25 protein-coding genes are annotated in these 20,601 nt (G+C 66.6%); 14 read left to right on the top strand and 11 right to left on the bottom strand.

Annotated elements, in window-relative coordinates; genetic code table 11:
* Nucleotides 1-82: 82 nt before the first annotated feature.
* Together ACN0RC_RS01440 and ACN0RC_RS01435 are read left to right on the top strand one after the other, a co-directional pair.
* Nucleotides 83-307: a DUF3107 domain-containing protein gene (locus ACN0RC_RS01440; protein ID WP_417508272.1), complete on the top strand. Its 225-nt coding sequence runs from the start codon at nt 83-85 to the stop codon at nt 305-307.
* A 5-nt stretch (nt 308-312) separates the two neighbouring features.
* On the top strand, nt 313-600 hold the full coding sequence (locus tag ACN0RC_RS01435; RefSeq protein ID WP_417508271.1) for a hypothetical protein: 288 nt from the start codon (nt 313-315) through the stop codon (nt 598-600).
* A gap of 28 nt (nt 601-628) precedes the next feature.
* On the opposite strand, the gene ACN0RC_RS01430 is transcribed toward ACN0RC_RS01435, so the two are convergent.
* Complete coding sequence (locus tag ACN0RC_RS01430) at nt 629-1,339, bottom strand: ferritin-like fold-containing protein (protein ID WP_417508270.1); 711 nt, start codon at nt 1,337-1,339, stop codon at nt 629-631.
* A gap of 191 nt (nt 1,340-1,530) precedes the next feature.
* Here ACN0RC_RS01430 and ACN0RC_RS01425 point away from each other — a divergent pair, with 191 nt between their 5' ends.
* Complete coding sequence (locus ACN0RC_RS01425) at nt 1,531-3,048, top strand: DEAD/DEAH box helicase (RefSeq protein WP_417508269.1); 1,518 nt, start codon at nt 1,531-1,533, stop codon at nt 3,046-3,048.
* Nucleotides 3,049-3,065: 17 nt separating this feature from the next.
* On the opposite strand, the gene ACN0RC_RS01420 is transcribed toward ACN0RC_RS01425, so the two are convergent.
* Nucleotides 3,066-3,932: a PHP domain-containing protein gene (locus ACN0RC_RS01420; RefSeq protein ID WP_417508268.1), complete on the bottom strand. Its 867-nt coding sequence runs from the start codon at nt 3,930-3,932 to the stop codon at nt 3,066-3,068.
* Nucleotides 3,933-4,020: 88 nt separating this feature from the next.
* On the opposite strand from ACN0RC_RS01420, the gene ACN0RC_RS01415 reads away from it, so the two are divergent.
* The gene (locus ACN0RC_RS01415; RefSeq protein WP_417508593.1) at nt 4,021-5,037 is read left to right on the top strand and encodes an endonuclease/exonuclease/phosphatase family protein; all 1,017 of its coding nucleotides are present in this window, start codon (nt 4,021-4,023) and stop codon (nt 5,035-5,037) included.
* On the opposite strand, the gene ACN0RC_RS01410 is transcribed toward ACN0RC_RS01415, so the two are convergent.
* Nucleotides 4,973-5,368 (bottom strand): DUF3054 domain-containing protein, encoded by a 396-nt coding sequence (locus ACN0RC_RS01410; protein WP_417508267.1) that lies wholly within the window; start codon nt 5,366-5,368, stop codon nt 4,973-4,975. The two genes, ACN0RC_RS01415 and ACN0RC_RS01410, sit on opposite strands and share 65 nt — an antisense overlap.
* Nucleotides 5,369-5,403: 35 nt before the next feature.
* On the opposite strand from ACN0RC_RS01410, the gene ACN0RC_RS01405 reads away from it, so the two are divergent.
* Together ACN0RC_RS01405 and ACN0RC_RS01400 are read left to right on the top strand one after the other, a co-directional pair.
* Complete coding sequence (locus tag ACN0RC_RS01405; protein WP_417508266.1) at nt 5,404-6,804, top strand: aminopeptidase P family protein; 1,401 nt, start codon at nt 5,404-5,406, stop codon at nt 6,802-6,804.
* Complete coding sequence (locus tag ACN0RC_RS01400; protein ID WP_417508265.1) at nt 6,801-7,412, top strand: YdcF family protein; 612 nt, start codon at nt 6,801-6,803, stop codon at nt 7,410-7,412. The genes ACN0RC_RS01405 and ACN0RC_RS01400 overlap by 4 nt, the downstream gene beginning before the upstream one ends.
* On the opposite strand, the gene ACN0RC_RS01395 is transcribed toward ACN0RC_RS01400, so the two are convergent.
* Both ACN0RC_RS01395 and ACN0RC_RS01390 read right to left on the bottom strand, forming a co-directional pair.
* On the bottom strand, nt 7,409-8,302 hold the full coding sequence (locus ACN0RC_RS01395) for an IS5 family transposase (protein ID WP_417508264.1): 894 nt from the start codon (nt 8,300-8,302) through the stop codon (nt 7,409-7,411). The genes ACN0RC_RS01400 and ACN0RC_RS01395 overlap by 4 nt on opposite strands.
* Before the next feature lie 47 nt (nt 8,303-8,349).
* Nucleotides 8,350-8,847, bottom strand: a complete 498-nt coding sequence (locus tag ACN0RC_RS01390; protein WP_417508263.1) for a helix-turn-helix domain-containing protein — start codon at nt 8,845-8,847, stop codon at nt 8,350-8,352.
* 60 nt (nt 8,848-8,907) lie between these two features.
* On the opposite strand from ACN0RC_RS01390, the gene ACN0RC_RS01385 reads away from it, so the two are divergent.
* Nucleotides 8,908-9,246, top strand: coding sequence for a VOC family protein (locus tag ACN0RC_RS01385; RefSeq protein ID WP_417508262.1), 339 nt, complete (start codon nt 8,908-8,910; stop codon nt 9,244-9,246).
* A 68-nt stretch (nt 9,247-9,314) separates the two neighbouring features.
* Here ACN0RC_RS01385 and ACN0RC_RS01380 read toward each other — a convergent pair whose 3' ends face one another.
* On the bottom strand, nt 9,315-9,962 hold the full coding sequence (locus tag ACN0RC_RS01380) for an alpha/beta family hydrolase (RefSeq protein ID WP_417508261.1): 648 nt from the start codon (nt 9,960-9,962) through the stop codon (nt 9,315-9,317).
* Between the two features lie 2 nt (nt 9,963-9,964).
* On the bottom strand, nt 9,965-10,585 hold the full coding sequence (locus ACN0RC_RS01375; RefSeq protein WP_417508260.1) for a general stress protein: 621 nt from the start codon (nt 10,583-10,585) through the stop codon (nt 9,965-9,967).
* A 67-nt stretch (nt 10,586-10,652) separates the two neighbouring features.
* Here ACN0RC_RS01375 and ACN0RC_RS01370 point away from each other — a divergent pair, with 67 nt between their 5' ends.
* Genes ACN0RC_RS01370 through ACN0RC_RS01355 form a run of 4 tightly spaced genes read left to right on the top strand, consistent with a single transcriptional unit; the run spans nt 10,653 to nt 14,148 of the window.
* On the top strand, nt 10,653-11,924 hold the full coding sequence (locus ACN0RC_RS01370) for a magnesium transporter MgtE N-terminal domain-containing protein (RefSeq protein WP_417508259.1): 1,272 nt from the start codon (nt 10,653-10,655) through the stop codon (nt 11,922-11,924).
* Complete coding sequence (locus tag ACN0RC_RS01365) at nt 11,924-12,484, top strand: DUF1003 domain-containing protein (RefSeq protein ID WP_417508591.1); 561 nt, start codon at nt 11,924-11,926, stop codon at nt 12,482-12,484. Before ACN0RC_RS01370 ends, ACN0RC_RS01365 begins: the two co-directional genes overlap by 1 nt.
* Entirely contained in the window at nt 12,484-13,632 is a 1,149-nt protein-coding gene (locus ACN0RC_RS01360) for an Mrp/NBP35 family ATP-binding protein (protein WP_417508258.1), read from the top strand. The genes ACN0RC_RS01365 and ACN0RC_RS01360 overlap by 1 nt, the downstream gene beginning before the upstream one ends.
* 12 nt (nt 13,633-13,644) lie before the next feature.
* On the top strand, nt 13,645-14,148 hold the full coding sequence (locus ACN0RC_RS01355; RefSeq protein ID WP_417508257.1) for a YcxB family protein: 504 nt from the start codon (nt 13,645-13,647) through the stop codon (nt 14,146-14,148).
* A 1-nt stretch (nt 14,149) separates the two neighbouring features.
* On the opposite strand, the gene ACN0RC_RS01350 is transcribed toward ACN0RC_RS01355, so the two are convergent.
* Complete coding sequence (locus tag ACN0RC_RS01350) at nt 14,150-14,557, bottom strand: Sec-independent protein translocase TatB (protein ID WP_417508256.1); 408 nt, start codon at nt 14,555-14,557, stop codon at nt 14,150-14,152.
* A gap of 79 nt (nt 14,558-14,636) precedes the next feature.
* Here ACN0RC_RS01350 and ACN0RC_RS01345 point away from each other — a divergent pair, with 79 nt between their 5' ends.
* Complete coding sequence (locus tag ACN0RC_RS01345; protein WP_417508255.1) at nt 14,637-15,272, top strand: O-methyltransferase; 636 nt, start codon at nt 14,637-14,639, stop codon at nt 15,270-15,272.
* A gap of 65 nt (nt 15,273-15,337) precedes the next feature.
* Here the strand turns inward: ACN0RC_RS01345 and ACN0RC_RS01340 are convergent, their stop codons facing one another.
* The 3 genes from ACN0RC_RS01340 to dapE all read right to left on the bottom strand — a co-directional run bounded on the left by ACN0RC_RS01340 (nt 15,338) and on the right by dapE (nt 17,900).
* Entirely contained in the window at nt 15,338-15,505 is a 168-nt protein-coding gene (locus ACN0RC_RS01340) for a DUF3117 domain-containing protein (protein WP_084595462.1), read from the bottom strand.
* A 113-nt stretch (nt 15,506-15,618) separates the two neighbouring features.
* Nucleotides 15,619-16,830 (bottom strand): hypothetical protein, encoded by a 1,212-nt coding sequence (locus ACN0RC_RS01335; protein WP_417508254.1) that lies wholly within the window; start codon nt 16,828-16,830, stop codon nt 15,619-15,621.
* Nucleotides 16,830-17,900, bottom strand: a complete 1,071-nt coding sequence (gene dapE / locus ACN0RC_RS01330) for a succinyl-diaminopimelate desuccinylase (RefSeq protein WP_417508253.1) — start codon at nt 17,898-17,900, stop codon at nt 16,830-16,832. The genes ACN0RC_RS01335 and dapE overlap by 1 nt, the downstream gene beginning before the upstream one ends.
* 69 nt (nt 17,901-17,969) lie before the next feature.
* Between dapE and dapD the strand changes: the two genes are divergently transcribed.
* Together dapD and ACN0RC_RS01320 are read left to right on the top strand one after the other, a co-directional pair.
* Nucleotides 17,970-18,911 carry a 2,3,4,5-tetrahydropyridine-2,6-dicarboxylate N-succinyltransferase gene (gene dapD, locus ACN0RC_RS01325; RefSeq protein ID WP_417508252.1) on the top strand — a complete coding sequence of 314 codons (942 nt, stop codon included), beginning with the start codon at nt 17,970-17,972 and terminating at the stop codon, nt 18,909-18,911.
* Nucleotides 18,912-19,137: 226 nt separating this feature from the next.
* Nucleotides 19,138-20,595: a DEAD/DEAH box helicase gene (locus ACN0RC_RS01320; RefSeq protein ID WP_417508251.1), complete on the top strand. Its 1,458-nt coding sequence runs from the start codon at nt 19,138-19,140 to the stop codon at nt 20,593-20,595.
* Nucleotides 20,596-20,601 lie beyond the last annotated feature (6 nt).

Raw genomic sequence — 20,601 nt, 5'->3', positions numbered from 1 at the left:
GCTATCGGCAGCCGCAGACAGCGCCGCGACACCTGCCCGCGGGGTAGAGTCGTCTCAGTCCCCGAACCTTCAAGGAGCACGCGTGGAAATCCGCATCGGCATCATCAACACCGGCCGCGAACTGAACTTCGAGACCTCCACCTCTGCGGATGAGGTCCGCACCCAGGTGACGTCCGCTCTCGAGCAGAACGCCGCTCACGTGAGCTTCATCGATGTCAAGGGCAACTCCTACATCGTCCCCACGGCGAACCTCGCGTTCGTCGAGCTCGGCACTGAAGAGTCCCGTCGCGTCGGCTTCGTCGCCTGACCCGGATGTACATCCTTCTCGCGCTCATCGCAGCGTGCGCGTGCGGCATCGGTGTTCACTACCTGTTGCCGCACCGCTCGCTGCGCGGCGTTGCGCTCGTGCCGGCGATCGCGACGGCGGCCTCCGCAGTGATCTACACGGTCATGCAGTGGGCTGGCATCAGCGACGGCAACGGATGGCTGTGGCTGGCGAGCATCGTCGGCGCACTTCTGATCGCCGCTGTCGCTGGCGCGCTGCTGACGCAGAACCGGCGCACATCGGATGCTGCCAAGAAGGCCGCGCTCGGAATCTGAGCGACGCTCTTGAGCGACCCAGGGACAGCTACGCGGCGAGTCCCATCGCATCCATGCGGCGTGCGTGCGCGCCCATGAGCTCGGTGTAGACCGGTTCGACACGCTCTTCCTCTACCGCGAGACGCTCGCTGCGCAGGGCCTGCCGTGCAACGAGAAGGGTGTCGCCGACGAGGCGGCGCGCCCACATCGACAGGAGCGAACGCCACTCGCCGTCGCTCTCGATCGTCTTCTTGAGGATCGAGACGACCTCTCCGGTGTCATCGTCCTCACTGAGGATCTCGGCGACCCGCGCGCCGGTCTCGCCGTAGCTGGAGGCAAGGGCGAGGTAGAAGTCGTCCAGCATCGCTGCCGTGATGTAGACCGCCAGCAGCGTCTCACGCGGACGGAGGCCGATCGTCTTCCGGCGGAACGCGTCGAGCGGCTCTTGGAACGGCAGCATGATCTCTGTGGGGTCATCGCCCTGAGCGGTGATGACCTCGACGATCCCGCGGTGCTTGCTGAGAGCAGCTCCTGCGGCGCGCGTCAGGGCAGCCTTCTCATCGAGCTCGGGCGTCGCACGGATGAGGCGTGTCAGCGTCTCGAAGTATCCGAGCTGCAGATAGGCGGCCTGACCGAGGAAGCGATCGAGCTCAGGAGCGAGCTCAGCGAAGTCGACACGCGTCGTACCGCTGTGCTCCCCGCGAGTGCGCAGGGCAAGAGCACGTCGGGGCTTGTCTCGCTGCCAGAACCACTTCACCACGCAATCAGACTACCCTTCGACAAGCTCAGGGACCGGGCGCGCGAAATTCTCGGTGCCAGACGCCCCTCGGGGTAGGCTGGACGAGTCCTGCCGTAGGAGCAGGGCGCCGCGCCTGTGGCACAAGAGACGGCGTGGATCCGTTACGTGGCGGCCTCTTCTTCGAGAACTCCGCCGGACAGGCACACAAAAAATTGACTACTTTCACTGATCTCGGCATCGATCAGGACATCGTCGAGGCACTCACTGCCAAAGGCATCATCGACGCGTTCCCCATTCAGGAGCAGACCATCCCGCTCGGTCTTCCCGGTCAGGACATCATCGGCCAGGCCAAGACCGGCACCGGCAAGACCTTCGGCTTCGGCATCCCCGTGGTGCAGCGCCTGGGTCTGAACCCCGAGCCCGGCGTCAAGGCCCTCATCGTCGTGCCGACCCGTGAGCTCGCGGTGCAGGTCTACGAAGACATCGATCTGCTCACCAGCAACCGCTCCACCAGCGTCGTCGCCATCTACGGCGGCAAGGCGTACGAAGGACAGATCGACCAGCTCAAGGCCGGCGCGCAGATCGTCGTCGGAACCCCCGGTCGCCTGATCGACCTGGCCGGTCAGCGTCTGCTCGACCTCTCGGGTGCGGTCGAGGTCGTCCTCGACGAGGCCGACAAGATGCTCGACCTCGGCTTCCTCGCCGACATCGAGAAGATCTTCCAGAAGGTGCCGGCGGTGCGCCACACCCAGCTGTTCTCGGCGACGATGCCCGGCCCGATCGTGGCCCTCGCGCGCCGCTTCATGTCGAACCCGATCCACATCCGCGCCAACGACCCCGATGAGGGACTGACGCAGGCGAACATCAAGCACCTCGTCTACCGCGCACACTCGATGGACAAGGACGAGATCATCGCCCGCATCCTGCAGGCCGAGGGCCGCGGCAAGACCGTGATCTTCACCCGCACGAAGCGTGCGGCGCAGAAGCTCGTAGACGAGCTCGGGGACCGCGGCTTCAACGTCGGCGGTGTGCACGGCGACATGGGCCAGGAGCAGCGTGAGCGGTCGATGGCCGCGTTCAAGGCCGGCAAGCGCGACGTGCTGGTCGCGACCGATGTCGCAGCCCGCGGTATCGATGTGGATGACGTCACCCACGTCATCAACCACACGATCCCCGACGAGGACAAGACGTACCTGCACCGCGCCGGCCGCACCGGCCGTGCGGGCAAGACCGGGATCGCGGTGACCTTCGTCGACTGGGAGGACCTGCACAAGTGGGCCCTCATCAACCGCGCCCTCGAATTCGGCCAGCCCGATCCCGTCGAGACCTACTCGTCGAGCCCGCACTTGTTCGAAGAGCTCAACATCCCCGCCGGCACCAAGGGACGCCTGACGACAGCGCCCAAGGCCGAGAAGCCCGCATCCGAGCGTCGTCAGCGCCCGCCGCAGAAGGCCTCAGAAGCTGCCGCCGAGGGCACGGACGAGGGTACGACCCGTCGCCGTCGCCGTCGCCGCCGCGGGTCCAGCGCCGAGCAGCTCGGCTCGACCTTCACCGAGGATGCGGCACCCGCCTCGGCAGATTCCGCTCCCGCGCCCGCCGCAGATCGCGACGCTGAGGGCGCCGGAACACACGATGGTGATGCGACGAACGAGCACCGCGATGGAAAGTCCGCACCGCAGCGCCGTCGTCGTCGTCGCCGCTCCGGAGGCGCAGCGCCCACCGGCGCCTGAGATTCGCTAGCGCCCCGTCAGGGGTAGCGGGGAGCCGAGCCGCTCGCCTGCGCGATGATCCGCTCGACCATCGCGTCGGCGGTGGTGTTCTCGCCTGGTCGGTTCGGCTTGCCCGCGCCGTGGTAGTCGCTCGACCCCGTCGTGATGAGATCGTGCGTGGCGGCAAGCTCACGCAGCATGCGCTTGCCCGGCTCGGTGTTCTCGCGGTGATCGATCTCGAAGCCGCCCAGGCCCGCGTCGATCAGCTGCTCGATGTATGCCAGCGGCATCTGTTCGCGTCCTGACGTGACGGGGTGAGCGATGATCGCCACTCCCCCGGCATCTGCGATCAGGCGCACGGCCGTGATCGGATCCGGCGCGTAATGCGGCTCGTAGTACCCCTCACGCGGGTGGAGGATCCCCTCGAACGCCTCTGTCCGGTCACGGACGATGCCGCGCGCGATCAGCGCATCGGCGATGTGCGGCCGACCCACCGTGGCATCCGCTGTCGTGCGTTCGAGCACGTCGTTCCAGGTGAGGTCGTAGTCGCGACTGATGTTCCCGACGATGCGCTCTGCCCGTCCCAGTCGGTCGTCGCGGATGCGATTCGTCTCCGCGACGAGCGCCGGATCGGCCGGGTCGAACAGGTAGGCCAGGACGTGCACGCTGCGCCACTGCTGTTTCGCAGACAACTCCATGCCGGGGATGAACGTCATGCCGAGGGATGCCGCGGCCTCTGCCGCTTCGTCCCACCCCGTCGTGCGGTCGTGGTCGGTGAGCGCCAGGGTGCGCAGCCCGTGACCGTGTGCCTGCCGCACCACGTCTGCAGGGGTCTCCGTGCCGTCGGAATGGTTCGAATGCAGGTGCAGATCGCTTGGTCCCGCGAAAGCCTGCCCATCGGTCATATCTCTGACATTACTGCTGTCCCGGCGACCCCGGCTGAGCCCCGGCCGCGGCAGGTGATTCACAGCGTCTCCCTCTACGCTCGTGATGATGTTTCGTCTGTTGGGGATCCTCGTCACCGTGCTTTTTGCGATCGCGACGGCGATCGTGGTGTGGCCGCAGTTCTTCCACCTCGAGCAGACATTCCCGTTCGCGCAGCTCGTCGCCGTCCGCGGGCTCGTCCTGGTCGGTCTGCTCGCCGTCGCCGTCGTATCGCTGCTTCTGCTGTTCGCCCGCCCGCTGCGCGGGTTCGCGGCATCCATCCTCATCGTCGCGCTGCTCGGGGCTGCCGCAACCGGTGCGATCGGCGCCGTGCGCGGTTTCGGCACGGGTGCGCTGCCAGAGAAGACCGCCGAGAGCGTGCGTGTTCTGACCTGGAACACTGCGGGTGAAGCGGTCTCCGCCGAGACGATCGCCGATGCGATCCTGACCCAGCAGGTCGACGTCGTGACCCTCCCCGAGACCGCAGAATCGGTCGGGGAGCGCATCGCCGTCATGCTCCGCGAGCAGGGGCATCCGATGTGGGTCCATCATGTGCAGTTCGGCAACGTCGACAACGGCCCCCAGGCGTGGGAGACGACGATTCTCATCTCCCCCGCGCTCGGCGACTACTCCGTGATCGCGTCGTCTGAAGATGGCAGCAGCAACACCGGTTCGGTCCCGAGCGCGGTGGTGATGCCCGTCAGCGGCATGGGCCCCACGATCGTCGCCGTCCACGCCGTCGCACCGCGCATCGAGGACATGGCCGGCTGGCAGTCCGACCTCGACTGGATCGCCGACCAGTGCCCTGAGGGTGACTTCATCCTCGCCGGAGACTTCAACGCGACGATCGACCACATGGCGTCCCTGGGCACGGATGGCGGCGACATGGGCTATTGCCTGGATGCCGCCTCACGCACCGGCACCGGAGCAACCGGAACGTGGCCGGCGAAGTACCCCGAACTCGTCGGCGCGCCGATCGACCATGTCATGGCCAGTCAGAACTGGAATCCGACCGGCTCGCTCATCCTCGACGCCGCGGGCTCGGATCATCGCGCGCTCGTCGTTCAGCTCGAGCCCGCGGGCTGATCCCCGCCCAGATCGCGCGCCAGCCGAGCAGGAAGAGCGCGAGGGTGAGCGTTGCGACGATGATGAACGGCACGGCCGTGCCCTGTCCGCTGAACAATCTCAGCAGCAGGCCGATGACCACGGTCAGGAACCAGACCATGACCCCGGGCAGCATCCGGTCGGGCTGCGCCTTGCGCAGCAGCAGCACACCGTGTGCGAGCAGCAGTGCCAGCACGAACGGCCAGGTCGTGTTCAGAAGTCCCGGCAAGTCGCTGAAGATCCCCTCATCGTGAGAGAGGCGTCCGATCACGCAGAACACCACGACGAGCACGAGATCTATGAGTATCGCCACATGCCCAGCCTACGCAGGAGTGAGAGACTGGGGGTATGAGCACTGCAGAGAACGAAACGATCGAACAGGCGCCCGTCACGACGAACCGCAAGCAGCCGTTCCCTCGTGGATTCCTCGACACGATCTCGACCGGGTGGGCCGAGCGCCCCGAATCTCTCCCGGCTGCACGCGCACAGGCCGCATTCGCGGCCGTCCGTCGCGCAAGGGTCTCCGAAGCCTTCGCCGGTAAGCGCGTTGTCATCGAGGCCGGATCTTTCAAACAGCGCAGTAATGACACCGACTATCCCTTCCGCGCGCACTCGGCATTCGCCCACCTGACGGGCTGGGCTGCCGACGCCGAGCCGGATTCCGTGCTCGTGTTCAAGCCGACCGATGCCGGCCACGACGTCACTCTCTACTTCCGCGAGCGCGCCGACCGCACCACGACCGAGTTCTACGCGGATTCCACGGTGGGCGAGTTCTGGATCGGACCGCGCCCGTCGCTCGCCGACGTCGCCGCAGATCTCGCGATCGCCACCGACCACCTCGCCGTCTTCGCCGCGACCGATAAGGACGTGACGCTGGCCGACACCGACCTTGAGACGTTCGTCTCGGAACTGCGCCTGATCAAGGACGAGTACGAGATCGCTGAGATGCGCCGGGCCGTCGAGATCACCGCACGCGGCTTCGACGACATCATCCAGGCTCTGCCGGATGCCGCACAGCACTCCCGCGGCGAGCGCGTCGTCGAGGGCGTCTTCCACCGCCGTGCCCGTGAGGACGGCAATGGTGAGGGCTACGACACTATCGCGGCCTCCGGCCCGCACGCCTGCTACCTGCACTGGACGCGCAATGACGGCTCGGTGATCCCCGGCGACCTCATCCTCGTCGATGCCGGCGTCGAGGCCGACAGCCTGTACACCGCCGACATCACCCGCACGCTGCCGGTGAACGGCACGTTCTCCGACGTGCAGCGTCGCGTGTACAACGCGGTCCTCGAGGCCGCGGATGCCGCGTTCGCCGCGGCCCGCCCGGGTGTGCGCTTCCGCGAAGTCCACGAGGCGGCGATGGCCGTCATCGCGAAGCGCACCGCCGAATGGGGTGTGCTTCCGGTCACCGCTGAAGAGGCTCTGGACGCCGACGCCGGAGGCCAGCACCGCCGGTACATGGTGCACGGAACCTCGCACCACCTCGGCATCGACGTGCACGACTGCGCGCAGGCTCGTCGCGAGATGTACTACGACGGCATTCTGGAGGCAGGCATGGTCTTCACGATCGAGCCCGGTCTGTACTTCCAGATCGACGATCTCACCGTTCCCGAAGAGCTCCGCGGAATCGGCGTGCGCATCGAGGACGACATCCTGATGACCGAAGAGGGCCCGGTGAACCTCTCGGCAGACATTCCTCGCACCGCCGAGGATGTCGAGGCCTGGATCGCCGAGGGCCGTACGGTTTGAGCGGTTCCCGTCGCCTCACCCGCCGGTTGTTCTGGGCGGGTTTCGCGGCGTACGCGGCGTTCGCCGCCTGGGCAGAGTTCGTGCACTGGCGTTCGAGCCATCGGATGCTGGGGCCGCATGCTTTCGACGGGACTCTCGCCGACGGCACTGAGGCTGTTGTCGTGCTCGGCTACGGCAATCGTGAAGAGCGTGCGAACTTCATCAATCGATATCGCGTGCGCGCCGGCATCCGCTCGCTGAACCGCACCGCTGAGAGCACACTCATCTTCTCCGGCGGGACGGTCGAGGGCGACACGCCTGAGGCCGTCGTGATGGAGAGATTCGCCCGCGAAGAACTCGGGTACACCGGACGCATCCTGCTCGAGACCGAGAGCCGTTCGACATGGGAGAACATCGAGAACGTAATTCCGATGATCGACCAGGTGGATGCGATCAAGATCGTCTCCAACTCTCCGCACGCACAAGTCGCCCGCGAATACCTCTGGCAGCAGCGACCAGATCTCGCGGAGCGGCTCGTCCGCGCGGACGAGCACCGCTTCGGCGAGATCGTGCCGATGAAGATCGGCGCTTCCCTGCGGCTGCTGCTCTTCCGCTGGCAGCACCGCTAGGGTGTGTCTGACAAAGCCCGAGCCCAGGCGACGGCGGCATGGATGAGGACGGCGGCGCGGTAGACGATCGCGTGTTTGTCGTAGCGGGTGGCGAGGCCGCGCCATTGCTTGGTATGGCAGAAGCGGCGCTCGATCACGTTGCGGTTTCTATAATCGGTGACGTCGAGTCCGACGGGCCTGCCGCCGTGTGAGCCGCGCCTCCTGCGGTGCCCCTGCTGGTCGCGCGGTTCCGGGATCACGGCCTTGATGCCGCGTCCGCGCAGGTGCGAGCGGATCGCGCGTGACGAGTATGCTCTATCGCCGCGAATTGCGTCCGGCCGGGTGCGGGGCCGGCCATTATCACGCTTCACGCGTAGCTGCTCGAGCAGGGGAAGTAGCATCGGCGAGTCGCCGGCCTGCCCCGGAGTGATCAGCGTCACCAGCGGCAGCCCGTTGCCATCGACGAGCTGATGGATCTTCGTGGACAGGCCTCCTCGTGAGCGGCCGATGCCGTGATCAGGCGGCTCGACGGCCGGAATTGTGTAATTCGATCCAGCCCCCGTGAGACGGGTGGTGTTCGTCGCGTGCTGATGCGCGCGAGCGATTGTCGAATCCACCGATACCGACCAATCGACCAGGCCCTCAGCATCGGCCTGCGCGATCAGCGCGGACACGATCGTGTCCCAGACTCCCTCCGCAGCGAGGCGGTGATGCCAGGTCCACACCGTCTGCCACGGCCCGAATACCTCGGGCAAGTCTCGCCACGCGATCCCGCACCGATACCGGTAGATGATGCCCTCGACCATCGACCTTGCATCCGAGAATCTCCGCCCTGGACTGCCCGTCGGCTTCGGCAACATCGGCTCGATCAACGACCATTGAGCATCCAAGAGCGACTGAAACCGTGACACGTGTTCAAGGCTCTCAACCCGCAGACGCACCCTCGGTCAGCCGCGCCCTAGTAGTTCAGCGCCGACAGCGCATCCCTGGCGTCGTTCACGGATACGCCACCAGCCACCGCGAGCAATGCCGCCCGCCAGCCAGCCGCGAGCACCTGACCCACCGGCTCCTTGCGCGGCGCAAGGAGCTGGTGGAGCATCTCCACCAGCAGATCGTCTTCAGCGCCGAGAGGCGGCTGGGCGAGCAGGTGTAGGAATCCTTGCCCGGTTGCGAAATCGAACCCGACCTGCAGCGCGGCACGCACCGCGTGCTGCCTCGCGAACTCGGCAGCGCCCTCCATGCGGTCGATCAGCCTTCGTTCGACGTCGCGCCGAACGAAGGCGTACAGGCCGAGCTTGCTGCCGAAGTGATGGTAGATCGCTCCGGTGGTCACGTCGGCCGCGGCGGCGAGCTCACCGACCGTCACTTCGCCAAAGGGGCGTGCGCCGAACTCTTTGACCGCAGCGAGCGCCAGACGCCCCTTCGGCGAAGTTGAGATCGGAATCCACTCGCGCATAACCACATAATGACATTATGCTCTGAGGAAAAGCCGCTACGACGCGAAAGTGATGGACCCATGAAGCTCGAACTCCTCTTCTTGCCGACCACCGACCTTGACGCCACGCTCGCGACTTATCGCGATCTCGGATTCGAGGAGGTCTGGCGCGAAGGCGACAGCACCGCCGCCATCACTCTTCCCGGAAGCGAAGTGCAGATCATGCTCGACTCGAACGATCCGACCGCAGTCGCAGGGCCGATGCTCGTGGTGGACAACGTGCAGACGTTCCATGACGCCCGACCGGTGGCGCTCGAAGTCCTGCAAGCACCCGCAGAGATCCCCGACGGGTTCATGGCGACCTACCGCGACGCGGGCGGCACCACCATCTACGTACTCGACCAATCGACCGCGGGCTGAATCCTCTACCGCGCCGCCGTCCTCATCCACGCTGCTATCGCTTGGGCCCGGGCTTTGTCAGACACGCCCTAGCTCGCGGCGAACTCCTCGACGAGCGGGGCAAGCGAGGCACCGACCTCGTCGGCAGGGCGCTTGTGCCCCTTCACTTCGAAGGAGTGCCCTCCCCCATCGCTCCATGCGATGCGGGCGTTCTGACACGCCGCCACGGCTTCCTCGAGCTGTGCAACAGGCTGGATGAAGGGATCGTTCGTGCCTTCGATGAACAGCTGCGGCGCGGCGATCGCCGGAAGATGCTCCACGCGCGGTTTATCGGGGCGCGCTGGCGGATGCAACGGGTACCCGAGATAGATCAGCCCGTCGACCTCAAGCCCTTCGGCCGCGGCCATCGAGGCCATCCGTCCGCCGTAGGACTTCCCGGCCGCCCACATCGCATGCTCCGGCGCACGCACGCGCGCATACTTGACAGCAGCGTGCCAGGTCGCGATCGCGTGAGCTGCGGGCCCAGGCATCCGCCTGCCCTGCTCACGGTAGGGAAAGTTGAATCGGAGGGTGGAGAACCCGAGGTCGTTCAGTGCGTCGGTGAATCCGACGAGGAACGGATGCTCCATCCCTCCGCCTGCGCCGTGTGCCACGAGCACTGTGCCACGACCGGCACCCTCACCCCACTCTGTCGAGATCGACACGGCGCCCTTCGGCAACTCGACGTCGAAGGTCACCTTCAGCTCTCGCTGTCGTCGCTCTTCTTCGCAGGCTCCTCTGCCGCGGGCTCCTGTGCTGCCTCCGCCGGCTCAGAAGTCTGCTCTCCGGGCGTGATCCGCTCGCCGTAGCGAGGCGGTTCGTCGAGATCCACCGGAGGCCGGACGACCTGCGTCCGCGTTCCCGTGCCGAGCACCTCACGTGCTTTGGCGAGGGAGCTCGGGAAAACAGTCACCTCGTAGTGGTCTGCGGCCATCTGAGTGATGCTCGCAAAGTCACGACGGCGTCGCACGATCGCGAACGTGACGAGACTCATGATCATGCCGATGGCCACCCCGATGAACACGAAACCGACGAACAGCTGGATCGGAGCATCCGGATTGCCGATCACGAGAATTGCCGAGAGCAACAGGCCGATGAGCACACCGTTGACGGCACCGGAGCGCGCCGCGGTCGCGTAGCCGAGCTTGCCGGTGACGCGCTCGATCGTGCGCACCCCCTGGCCGACGATCGCGATATCGCGCGCAGGAATCTCACCCGCGATCAGCGCCGACACCGCCTTCTGCGCGGCTTCGTACTCACGGACCGAAGTCACGGGCTCGCCGACGGTCGCATTGCTCGCCGGACGATTCAACATGCTCATGCCCCCATTGTTCCATGCGCGGCATCAGCCAGCCCGAGTTCAGCGGTGCGCGGACTACGCTGGACGCGTGAGCACACAACGGGTTTTCGTCGCGCGCCTGGCAGGCTGCGCCGTCTTCGACCCCGTGGGCGACCGGCTCGGCAAGGTCCGAGATGTCGTCATCGTGTATCGAAGTACCGTCGCCCCGCGCGTGATCGGTCTGGTCATCGAGATTCCCGGGCGCCGCCATGTCTTCATGTCGATCGGCAGGGTGACTTCGATCCGCGCGGGTCAGGTGCTCACCACTGGCCTGATCAATGTGCGCCGGTTCCAGCCGCGCCCCGGTGAGGTGCGCGTGCTGGCCGAACTGCTCGGCCGCCGCGTCGAGCTCACCGACGGCAGCGGTAGCGCCGTGATCGAAGATGCCGCGATCGAACCCAACCGCCTCGGCGAGTGGAGCGTCAGCCAGCTCTTCCTGCGCAAGCCCAAAACGAGTGCTTCGCCGTTCGCGAAGGGCCCGACGACGTTCGCCGCGTGGAACGAGGTCGCAGAGAAGCGCGCACCCGGGGAGTCTCAGTCCGCCGAGCAGCTGGTCGCCTCCTACTCCGAGCTGCACGCCGCCGACCTTGCCACAACGCTCCTCGATCTGCCGCAGCGGCGCATGATCGAGGTCGCAGAAGAGCTCCCCGATGACCGGCTCGCCGACGCGCTCGAAGAGATGCCAGAGGACGAGCAGGTGCACATCCTCGACGGGCTCGGCGACGAACGAGCCGCCGACATCCTCGATCACATGGAGCCGGACGACGCGGCCGACCTGCTCGCGCAGCTTCCCAAGAAGCGCCTCGAGCAACTTCTCGATCTGATGGAGCCCGAAGAGGCAGAGGACGTGCGCACCCTGCTCAGCTACGGTCCAGACACCGCCGGTGGCCTCATGACGACCGAGCCGATCATCCTCTCCGCCGACGCCACCGTTGCCGAGGCCCTCGCGCTGATCCGCCGCCACGAACTGCACCCAGCTCTGGCTGCGGCGGTTTTCGTGACTCTGCCTCCGTTCGAGACACCGACGGGGCGCCTGCTCGGCGTCGTGCACTTCCAGCGGATGCTGCGCTACCCGCCCCACGAGCGCCTCGGCGCGATCGTCGACGAGACGATGGAACCGATCTCGGTGACGGCATCCGCTGCCGAAACGGCACGCCTGCTCGCCAGCTACGACCTGGTATCGCTGCCCGTCGTGGATGCCGCCAACCGACTCGTCGGCGTGGTCAGCATCGACGACGTGCTCGATTATCTTCTGCCCGATGACTGGCGCACTCAGGATGCTGGCGACACGGGAACTGTGACGACCGGAGGTGCGCGATGATGGCCAAGAGCGACCGTTCCGGCCTCGATGCCCCCCTCGGGCGCGGCACTGCGCGGCAGAGGACCACCGACCGCGACCGCTTCGGACGGTTCACGGAGTGGGTGGCACGCGCCATGGGCACGCCGACCTTCCTTCTTCTGCTGACGCTGTTCTGCCTCCTGTGGATGGTTTACACGGTGACTGCGGAGGCGAACGGCTGGTGGCGCTTCGATTCGGCGGCCCTGGGGTTCACCGCTCTGACGCTGATCCTCTCGCTGCAGGCGTCGTATGCCGCACCGCTGATCCTGCTCGCGCAGAATCGCCAGGATGACCGTGACCGCGTGCAGATCGAGCAGGATCGGCAGCGCTCCGAGCGCAACCTCGCCGACACCGAGTACCTCGCCCGCGAGATCGTGGCGCTGCGCATGTCGCTCGAGGAGCGCAATTCTCAGGCGGTGACGCGCGACGTGCTGCGTCAAGAGCTGCGTGCGCTGCTTGCAGACCTCGATGAAGAGCATGGCGCTGACGACACCAACCCACGCACGGGTCCCCTCTCGACCAGAAACCATCGGCTGCGCTGATGAGCCTCTCAGATCGTGTTCGCCAGGCGGTGGCCGCGGTGACGGACCCCGAGCTTCGCAGGCCGATCGGTGACCTCGACATGGTGCGCGACATCAGCGTCAACGACGGTCATGCGCACGTCGGAATCGTGCTGACGATCGTCGGATGTCCCGCAGCGGCGCACATCGAATCCGATGTCCGCCGCGCTGCGGCATCCGTCCCGGAGGTCTCAGACGTCACGGTCGAGGTCGGGGTCATGACTCCGGCCGAGCGCAAAGCGCTCACCGAGAAGCTGCGTGACGGACGCCCCCCGCGCCAGATGCCGTTCGGTCCTGATTCGCTGACGAGAGTCATCCTGGTCTCGAGCGGCAAAGGCGGGGTCGGCAAGTCCACGATCACCGCGAACCTCGCCGCCGCGCTCGCCGCCAAGGGCCTTGCCGTTGGCCTCATCGATGCCGATGTGCACGGCTTCTCCATTCCTGCGCTCCTCGGCATTCCGACCGGAACCCAGCCGACCCGCATCGACGACCTCATGCTGCCGCCCGTCGCGCACGGCGTGAAGACGATCTCGATCGGCATGTTCCTTCGCGACGGTGAGGCCGTCGTCGCCTGGCGCGGTCCGATGCTGCACCGCACTGTGCAGCAGTTCCTCACCGACGTCTTCTTCGGCGATCTGGACGTGCTCCTCATCGACATGCCGCCCGGCACCGGTGATATCGCAATCTCGATCGGCCAGATCCTGCCGCACGCCGAGGTCATCGTGGTGACCACTCCGCAAGGGGCGGCATCCGATGTCGCGATCCGCAGCGGGCTCGTCGCGCGGCAGACCGGTCAGCACGTGATCGGCGTCGTCGAGAACATGGCCGCCTTCACGCTCCCCGACGGCACCGTGGTCGATCTGTTCGGATCGGGCGGCGGCGCGGAAGTTGCCGCAGCCCTTTCGCAGTCAGACGACGGCGAGCAGGTTCCCCTGCTGGCGTCGGTACCGCTGAGTCCCGCGCTGCGTGTGGGCGGAGACGCGGGAGTCCCGATCGTCCTGAGCGACCCTGAGGATGCCGCGGCGCAGTCGATCATTCAGCTGGCAGATCGCCTCTGGCACCGAGGTCGAGGGCTCTCAGGGCGGTCGCTGCCGATCTCGCTCTCGCGAACCGCCGCATCCGAGTCGTGAAAGACTCGTGAGGTGACTGCCGATTCCACCTCCCACTCCGTTGTCATCGATGCGGAGCTGCTGCGCGGCATGACCAGGGACGCCACGATCTTCACACTCACCCGGCCTCTCGCCATCATCGCCTACACCGCGCTAATCGCCGCCTTCATCGTGAATGCCGCCCTGCTGGGGATGATCAGTCCCGCAGACGAAGAGCAGCGCACGAGCGTGACGCTGACGCTGGTGGCGATCGCTGCACTGATCGTGGCGTCCATCATCTTCACCAGAGCATCCAACCGCCGCGCGATCAGCACGGCGATGCCCTCCGGCTCCTCAGTGCGCGCCGAAGTCCACGAGGAGTCGATCGTGGTGGCATCGAAACGAGGTGTCTCTGACATGCCGTTCACGACGTTCCGCACGATGCGGGTCGGGCGTCACGCCGTGCTGCTGCTCCTGCGCGGAGACTCCGTCGTCACTGCAGTACCGCGCGTTCTGCTGAGTGACGCCGGTGTCGCGCAGCTCAAGTCGAAGATCTGACTCAGGTCGCTTCCGCGTCGAACGGCGGTGGCGAATCGCGGGTGAAGTCCGGTCGGACCCGCGGAGCTCGCGAGGCGACCGCACTCGTGGCCGACGCATCGGCCTGCACGGCTGACGCCGTCGCAACAGATACGGCTGCGGCCGGTGCCGGGCTCTCTTCGAGAAGCGCATCGCGGATGATGCGGCGCGGGTCGTACTGACGCGGATCGAGCTTGCGCCAGTCGACTTCGTCGATCTCAGGACCGAGCTCATCGCGCATCCGCGACTTCGTGTCTCGCAGGTACTCGCCGGCCCTGCGGACGAACTTCGCGAACGCCTCAGCGGCCTTCGGGAGTCGCTCAGGACCAATGATGACGGCAGCGATCACCCCGATGAGAAGAATCTTCTCGAACGTGAGTCCGAATTCCATGTACACAGGCTACCCGCCGCGCCTGCGGGCCATGAACACCACGGGCGAATACCCTGGAAGAAGCACCCGAGGAGAAACCATGAGCGAGAACGACGCCAACGCACGCTACATCCGCGAGGCGATAGTCGAACCCGCGCACATCGCGCGAGCACGCACGCACGCACGAGAACTCGGTGTCGCGTCGATCAGCGCCGCCGTCGGCGCACAGCTCGCCGTTCTCACCGCTGCGACCAACGCCCGATCGATCGTCGAGATCGGCACCGGAGCCGGAGTATCCGGGCTGTGGATGCTGCGCGGAGCACCCCAGGCCGTGCTCACGTCGATCGACAACGAGCCAGAGCACCTCGCAGCTGCCCGACGCAGCTTCACCGAGGCGAAGATCCCCTCGACAAAAGCACGCTTCATCACCGGACGCGCAGCCGACGTGCTCCCGCGCATGAACGAGGCGTCCTACGACATCGTGCTCGTCGACGCCGACCCCGAGAACGTCATCGAGTACGTCGAGCACGGGCTGAGGCTCGTGCGCGTCGGCGGCATCGTCGTCGTGCCGCGCGTCCTCGCCGGCGGAAAAGCTGCGGATCCTGTGCAGCGCGACACCGTCACCAGCGCATACCGCTCTCTGGTGCAGGAGACGCAGGAATCACCCGCCGTGCTCGCAGCCATCTCCACAGTCGGCGAAGGACTGCTGCAGCTGGTCAGCATCCGCACCGCGTAGCGCGTCGCGCGAACACAAAGGGGTGGTGGATCGATGATCCACCACCCCTTTACTTGCTCAGGCGCTCAGCTCACGACGCCCGCGAGGACGTCATGCAACTCCTTCGCCTCGGCATCGTTCACGGAGACGACCAGTCGGCCGCCGCCCTCGAGGGGTACTCGCACGATGATCAGTCGTCCCTCCTTCACGGCCTCCATTGGTCCGTCACCGGTTCTCGGCTTCATCGCTGCCATCGTGGCTTCCTTTCCTCGCTGGTATGCATCAAGTTTATCGGTAGACTCCCGCCTCGGCATTCGCACGGGAAGAAAGCGTCATGAACGATCCGTATCGTCGAGCCCCACCGGCCCTACGGAACCTGCCAGTACGTATTCCCCAGCGCGTACATATGGAAGATCCACACCCACTGTCCCAGCAGACACGCCGCGAGAACCGCCAACCGGTACAGCCGTGATCGCGGCACGGCGAGTGCTCCCACGAGAGGTGTGAGCGGCAGCAGCAGCCGGAACGTGCTCGACTGCGGGAAGAAGACCGCCAGCAGGTACAGCAGGTAGCTCGCACTCCACAGACGCAGATCGGCGCCGAGTCGCTGCACCTGCGGAGTGAACAGCGCGAGCCCCATCGCCAGGACGATGAGCACGAGGGCGACGATTCCGAGCCACCCCGGCATCCCCCACTGCGAGAACCAGAACTGCGCCGCCTGCACCCACCCGTCGAACGGGATAAAGGTGCTCGCGCCGATCCCCCAGTTGCGTCGCCAGGACAGCTCGGTGGCCAGATACGCGCCAGGGTCGCCGGTGACGGCGCCGGCGATGACTTGCCACAAGAATCCGGTGGCAGCGGCGAGCAGGCCGAGCGCGACGATGTGCACGATCTCGCGGGCGGGAAGCGGGTCGCGTCGCCGGTTCAGCCAGCGCAGGATGCCGTAGAGCGCCAAGTAGAGCGAGAATGCGAGGATCCCGGGGCGTGTGAAGGCCATCACAGGGATCACAAGGTAAAGCCAGCCGAAGCGACGTCTCGCCACGAGGTCGAGACAGATCAGCAGCAGCAGGACGAACAGTGTTTCGGCGTAGCCGACCTGGAACAGCGCCGCCAGCGGCCCCCAGGCGAAGAATGCCACCGACCACAGTGCAGCCGACGATCCGATGCGTCCCCGAAGCAGCCGGTGCAGCATGACGCAGGCGAAGAAACCAGCAACCAGTGAGATCAGCAGTGCACCGGCGCCCCACGATCCGAACGGCGTGCCGATGACCTGGGCTGCATAGGCGTACACGGGCATGAAGGCCCAGGCATTCTCAGCGACCTGCCCTGCCTCGTTGAGGGGCAGCGTCTGCGGATATCCCTCCCAGGCGACCAGCCAGTACCACTGGGCGTCCCAGCCGACGATGAAGCTGCCGATACTCGCATCCGCGCCGAAGCGTGAAGCAGGCCCTGACAGCGACGCCGCCAGCGCAAGGAAGCCGAAGGTCACGAGGCGCCCTGCCGCGTAGATGACCGCGATGCGAGCGATGATCGGCACTTTCGCCCACCATCGCGCTGTCGCGAGCGCCGCAGAAGCCACTATGCAGTGAGCCAGGCCCGCAAGCCCCGCTCGACAGCGTCGATCTGCGCGAGCGGCACCTGCTCCTCGTCATGATGCGCCAGGTGCGGGTCACCGGGGCCGTAGTTCACCGCAGGGATGCCCATCGCACTGAACCGCGCCACATCGGTCCAGCCGTACTTCGGTCGAGGCTGTGCGCCGACAGCGGCGACGAACTCCTGAGCGATCGGCGCATCGAGCCCCGGGCGGGCTCCGTCTGCAGCATCCGTGATCTCGACCTCGAAGCCTTCGAGCACGCCCCGCAGGTGTGCCTCGGCATCCGCGGCGTTCTTGCTCGGGGCGAAGCGGTAGTTGACCTCGACCTCGCAGAGGTCGGGGATGACGTTTCCTGCCACGCCTCCGGTGATGCGCACCGCGCTCAGACTCTCCCGGTAAGTGAGGCCCTCGACCTGCACCTCTTTCGCACGGTACTCCGCGAGGCGCGCGAGGATGGGAGCGGCGGCATGGATGGCGTTCTCGCCGATCCACGCTCTGGCGCTGTGCGCACGCACGCCTTTCGTGCGGACGATCGCGCGCATGGTTCCGTTGCATCCGCCTTCGACCTGTCCGTTGGACGGCTCGCCGAGGATGGCGAAGTCCGCCTGGAACAGATCCGGGCGGTCTGCCGAGAGCAGGCCCAGTCCGTTGAGGGCTGCGGCGACCTCTTCGTTGTCGTACCACATCCAGGTGATGTCGACCACGGGCGCGGTGAGCTCTGCCGCGAGCTTGAGCTGCACCGCAACGCCGCCCTTCATGTCGACGGTTCCGCGACCCCACAGGTGCGGTTCGCCATCGACGTCAACGATGCGCGTGGGCACGTTCTCATTGATCGGCACGGTATCGATGTGCCCCGCGATCACCACGCGCTGCGCGCGGCCGAGGTTCGTGCGCGCGACGACCGTGTTTCCGTGACGAAGGATCTCGAGATGGTGAAGTGGCGTGACGGCTGCTTCGATCGCGTCGGCGAGCGCGACCTCGCCCCCTGAAACGCTGGGGATGTCGCAGATCGCACGGGTGAGATCGACAGAGGACGCAGTCAGATCGAGCAGCATTCTTCCACCCTACGGCGCAGGAGCCCTGCCGTGCCGTTCCCTGAGCCTGTCGAAGGGTAGCGTTAACCTATGAGCGACGCGCGCACTGCATGGGGTATCGGCCTGACCACGATCGCCGGCAACGGCACTGTTCTCGATGCCTGGTATCCGCGCGTGGGTAGTGGCGCGCTCCCCACGATCGACGTCGCCGGTCTCGAAGCGCACGCAGGCGACGATGAGCGCAGGAATGTGCGGACCGAAGTCGTCCAGCTGCAGATCGACCTCGACGCGTCTCCCTCTTCCACCGCTGATGCCTATCTGCGGCTGCACGCGCTCTCGCACCTTCTCGTGCGCCCGAACGAGCTGAACCTCGATGGCATCTTCGGACACCTCCCCAATGTGGCCTGGACGAACGCCGGACCCATGCACCCCGACGATGCGGCACGCCTGCAGGCACAGCTGCGCCGTCACGGCATCCAGGTGCAGGGTCTCGACAAGTTTCCCCGGCTCACCGACTACGTGCTGCCGGTGGGCGTACGGATCGCGGATGCGTCGCGCGTGCGCCTCGGCGCGCACCTCTCTCCCGGCACGACGGTGATGCACGAGGGCTTCGTGAACTTCAACGCCGGCACGCTCGGCGCCTCCATGGTCGAAGGCCGCATCTCGCAGGGCGTGGTCGTCGGCGAAGGCAGCGACATCGGCGGCGGAGCATCCATCATGGGCACCCTCTCGGGTGGCGGCACCGTACGGGTCTCGATCGGCCAGCGCACCCTGCTCGGCGCGAACGCCGGTCTCGGCATCGCTCTCGGCGATGACTGCATCCTCGAAGCGGGCGTCTACATCACAGCCGGCTCGAAGGTCATCCTCGCTGACGGTCCGGCCTCCGCCGATGGCGGCAAGACTGTGGTTAAGGCCGCCGAGCTCTCCGGACGCAACGGCCTGCTGTTCTGGCGCAACTCCCTCACCGGTGCGATCGAGGCGAAGCAGCGCCGTGGAGCGGGCGTCACGTTGAACGAGACCCTGCACGCCTGACCCTTCGACAGCTCGGGAGCCGCTCTCAGCTTCGCTCTGCTAGGCTTGTGCGGTTGCCCGGCATCGGGTGACTGCGTCGTCGACACGGGGTCCTCCCGGACCACAGCGAGCAGAACTGCTCCCCACCAGTTGGCGTTTCGAACGGCGAACCTCTGCGCACTTCCTGTGCGCGGTCGCCCACCCCACTATTCACGCGTGAATCGTCACGCGTTCACGGAGTATTTTTATGACTACTTTCCTCGACCTCGGCGTGCCCGCACGCCTGGCAGACGTTCTCGCAGCAGATGGCAAGACCGAAGCCTTCGCCATTCAGCGCGACACGCTTCCCGATTCCCTTGCCGGTCGCGACCTGCTCGGCCGCGGCCGCACCGGCAGCGGCAAGACCATCGCCTTCGCCATCCCCCTCGTCGCACGCCTGACGGATTCGGGTCGCAAGAGCCGCCCCGGCCACCCGCGCGGCCTCATCCTCGCGCCGACCCGTGAGCTCGCCACCCAGATCGCCGCAGTCGTCGCCCCTCTCGCCGAGGCCGTCGGCCTTCGCGTGACCACCGTGTTCGGCGGCGTCAGCCAGCGCCCGCAGGAGCAGGCACTGCGCAGCGGCGTCGACATCGTCGTGGCGTGCCCCGGCCGCCTGGAAGACCTCATGAAGCAGAAGGTCGTCTCGCTCGACTCAGTCGAGGTTGCCATTCTGGACGAGGCCGACCACATGGCCGACCTCGGCTTCCTGCCCGGCGTCACCCGCATTCTCACCGCGACGCCCGCCGGCGGACAGCGTCTGCTCTTCAGCGCAACGCTGGATCGCGGCATCGACTCGCTCGCCAAGCGCTTCCTCTCGAACCCGGTCAGCCACGAGGTCGACGAGTCCAGTGTTCCGGTCGGCGAGATGACCCACCGCGTCCTCGTCACCACCAGCACTGAGCACAAGACCGTCCTCGTGCGGGAGCTCGCCTCCGGCACTGGCCGCCGAATCATGTTCACGCGCACCAAGCACCAGGCCAAGAAGCTCGCCAAGGTGCTCACCGCCGCGGGAATCCCCGCCGTCGACCTGCATGGCAACCTGTCGCAGAACGCCCGTGAGCGCAACCTCAGCGCGTTCTCGGCTGATCCCGCCGATGGCGGCGTGCGCGTGCTCGTGGCGACCGACGTCGCAGCCCGCGGCGTGCATGTCGACAACGTCGACCTCGTCGTCCACGTCGACCCGCCCATGGAGCACAAGGCATACCTGCACCGCTCAGGCCGCACCGCTCGCGCAGGCGCTGCCGGCACCGTCGTCACTGTTGTTCTTCCCGAGCAGCGCCGCGACGTGAAGGATCTGCTGCGCAAGGCGCAGATCGCAGCCGAGCTCGAGCAGGCGAACTCCACCATCGTCGATGAGCTCGTCGGCGAGCGTGCAGCGCACGTCAAGCCCGTACCGGTGCAGCCGCAGCAGCGTCAGCAGCCGAAGAAGCCTCGCCAGCCTCAGCAGGGTGGCGCCCCGGCATCCGGATCGCCCGCACAGCGTCGTCGTCGCCCGCAGGGCCAGGGCGGCCAGGGGCAGAGCGGCCAGGGGCAGTCTGCAGGCCAGGGGCAGCGCGCAGGCGCATCCTCACGCTCCGGCGGCCAGCGCCCCGGCATCCAGGTCGGACAGCGCGTCGACAACCGTCGTCCGCGTCGCGCGCAGGGCGGCAGTTCTCAGGGACGCTGAGCCCAC

Origin of the sequence: Microbacterium sp. (assembly GCF_048259935.1) — a bacterium.
Classification (GTDB): Bacteria; Actinomycetota; Actinomycetes; order Actinomycetales; family Microbacteriaceae; genus Microbacterium.
This window is presented reverse-complemented; position numbering and strand designations above follow the sequence as displayed.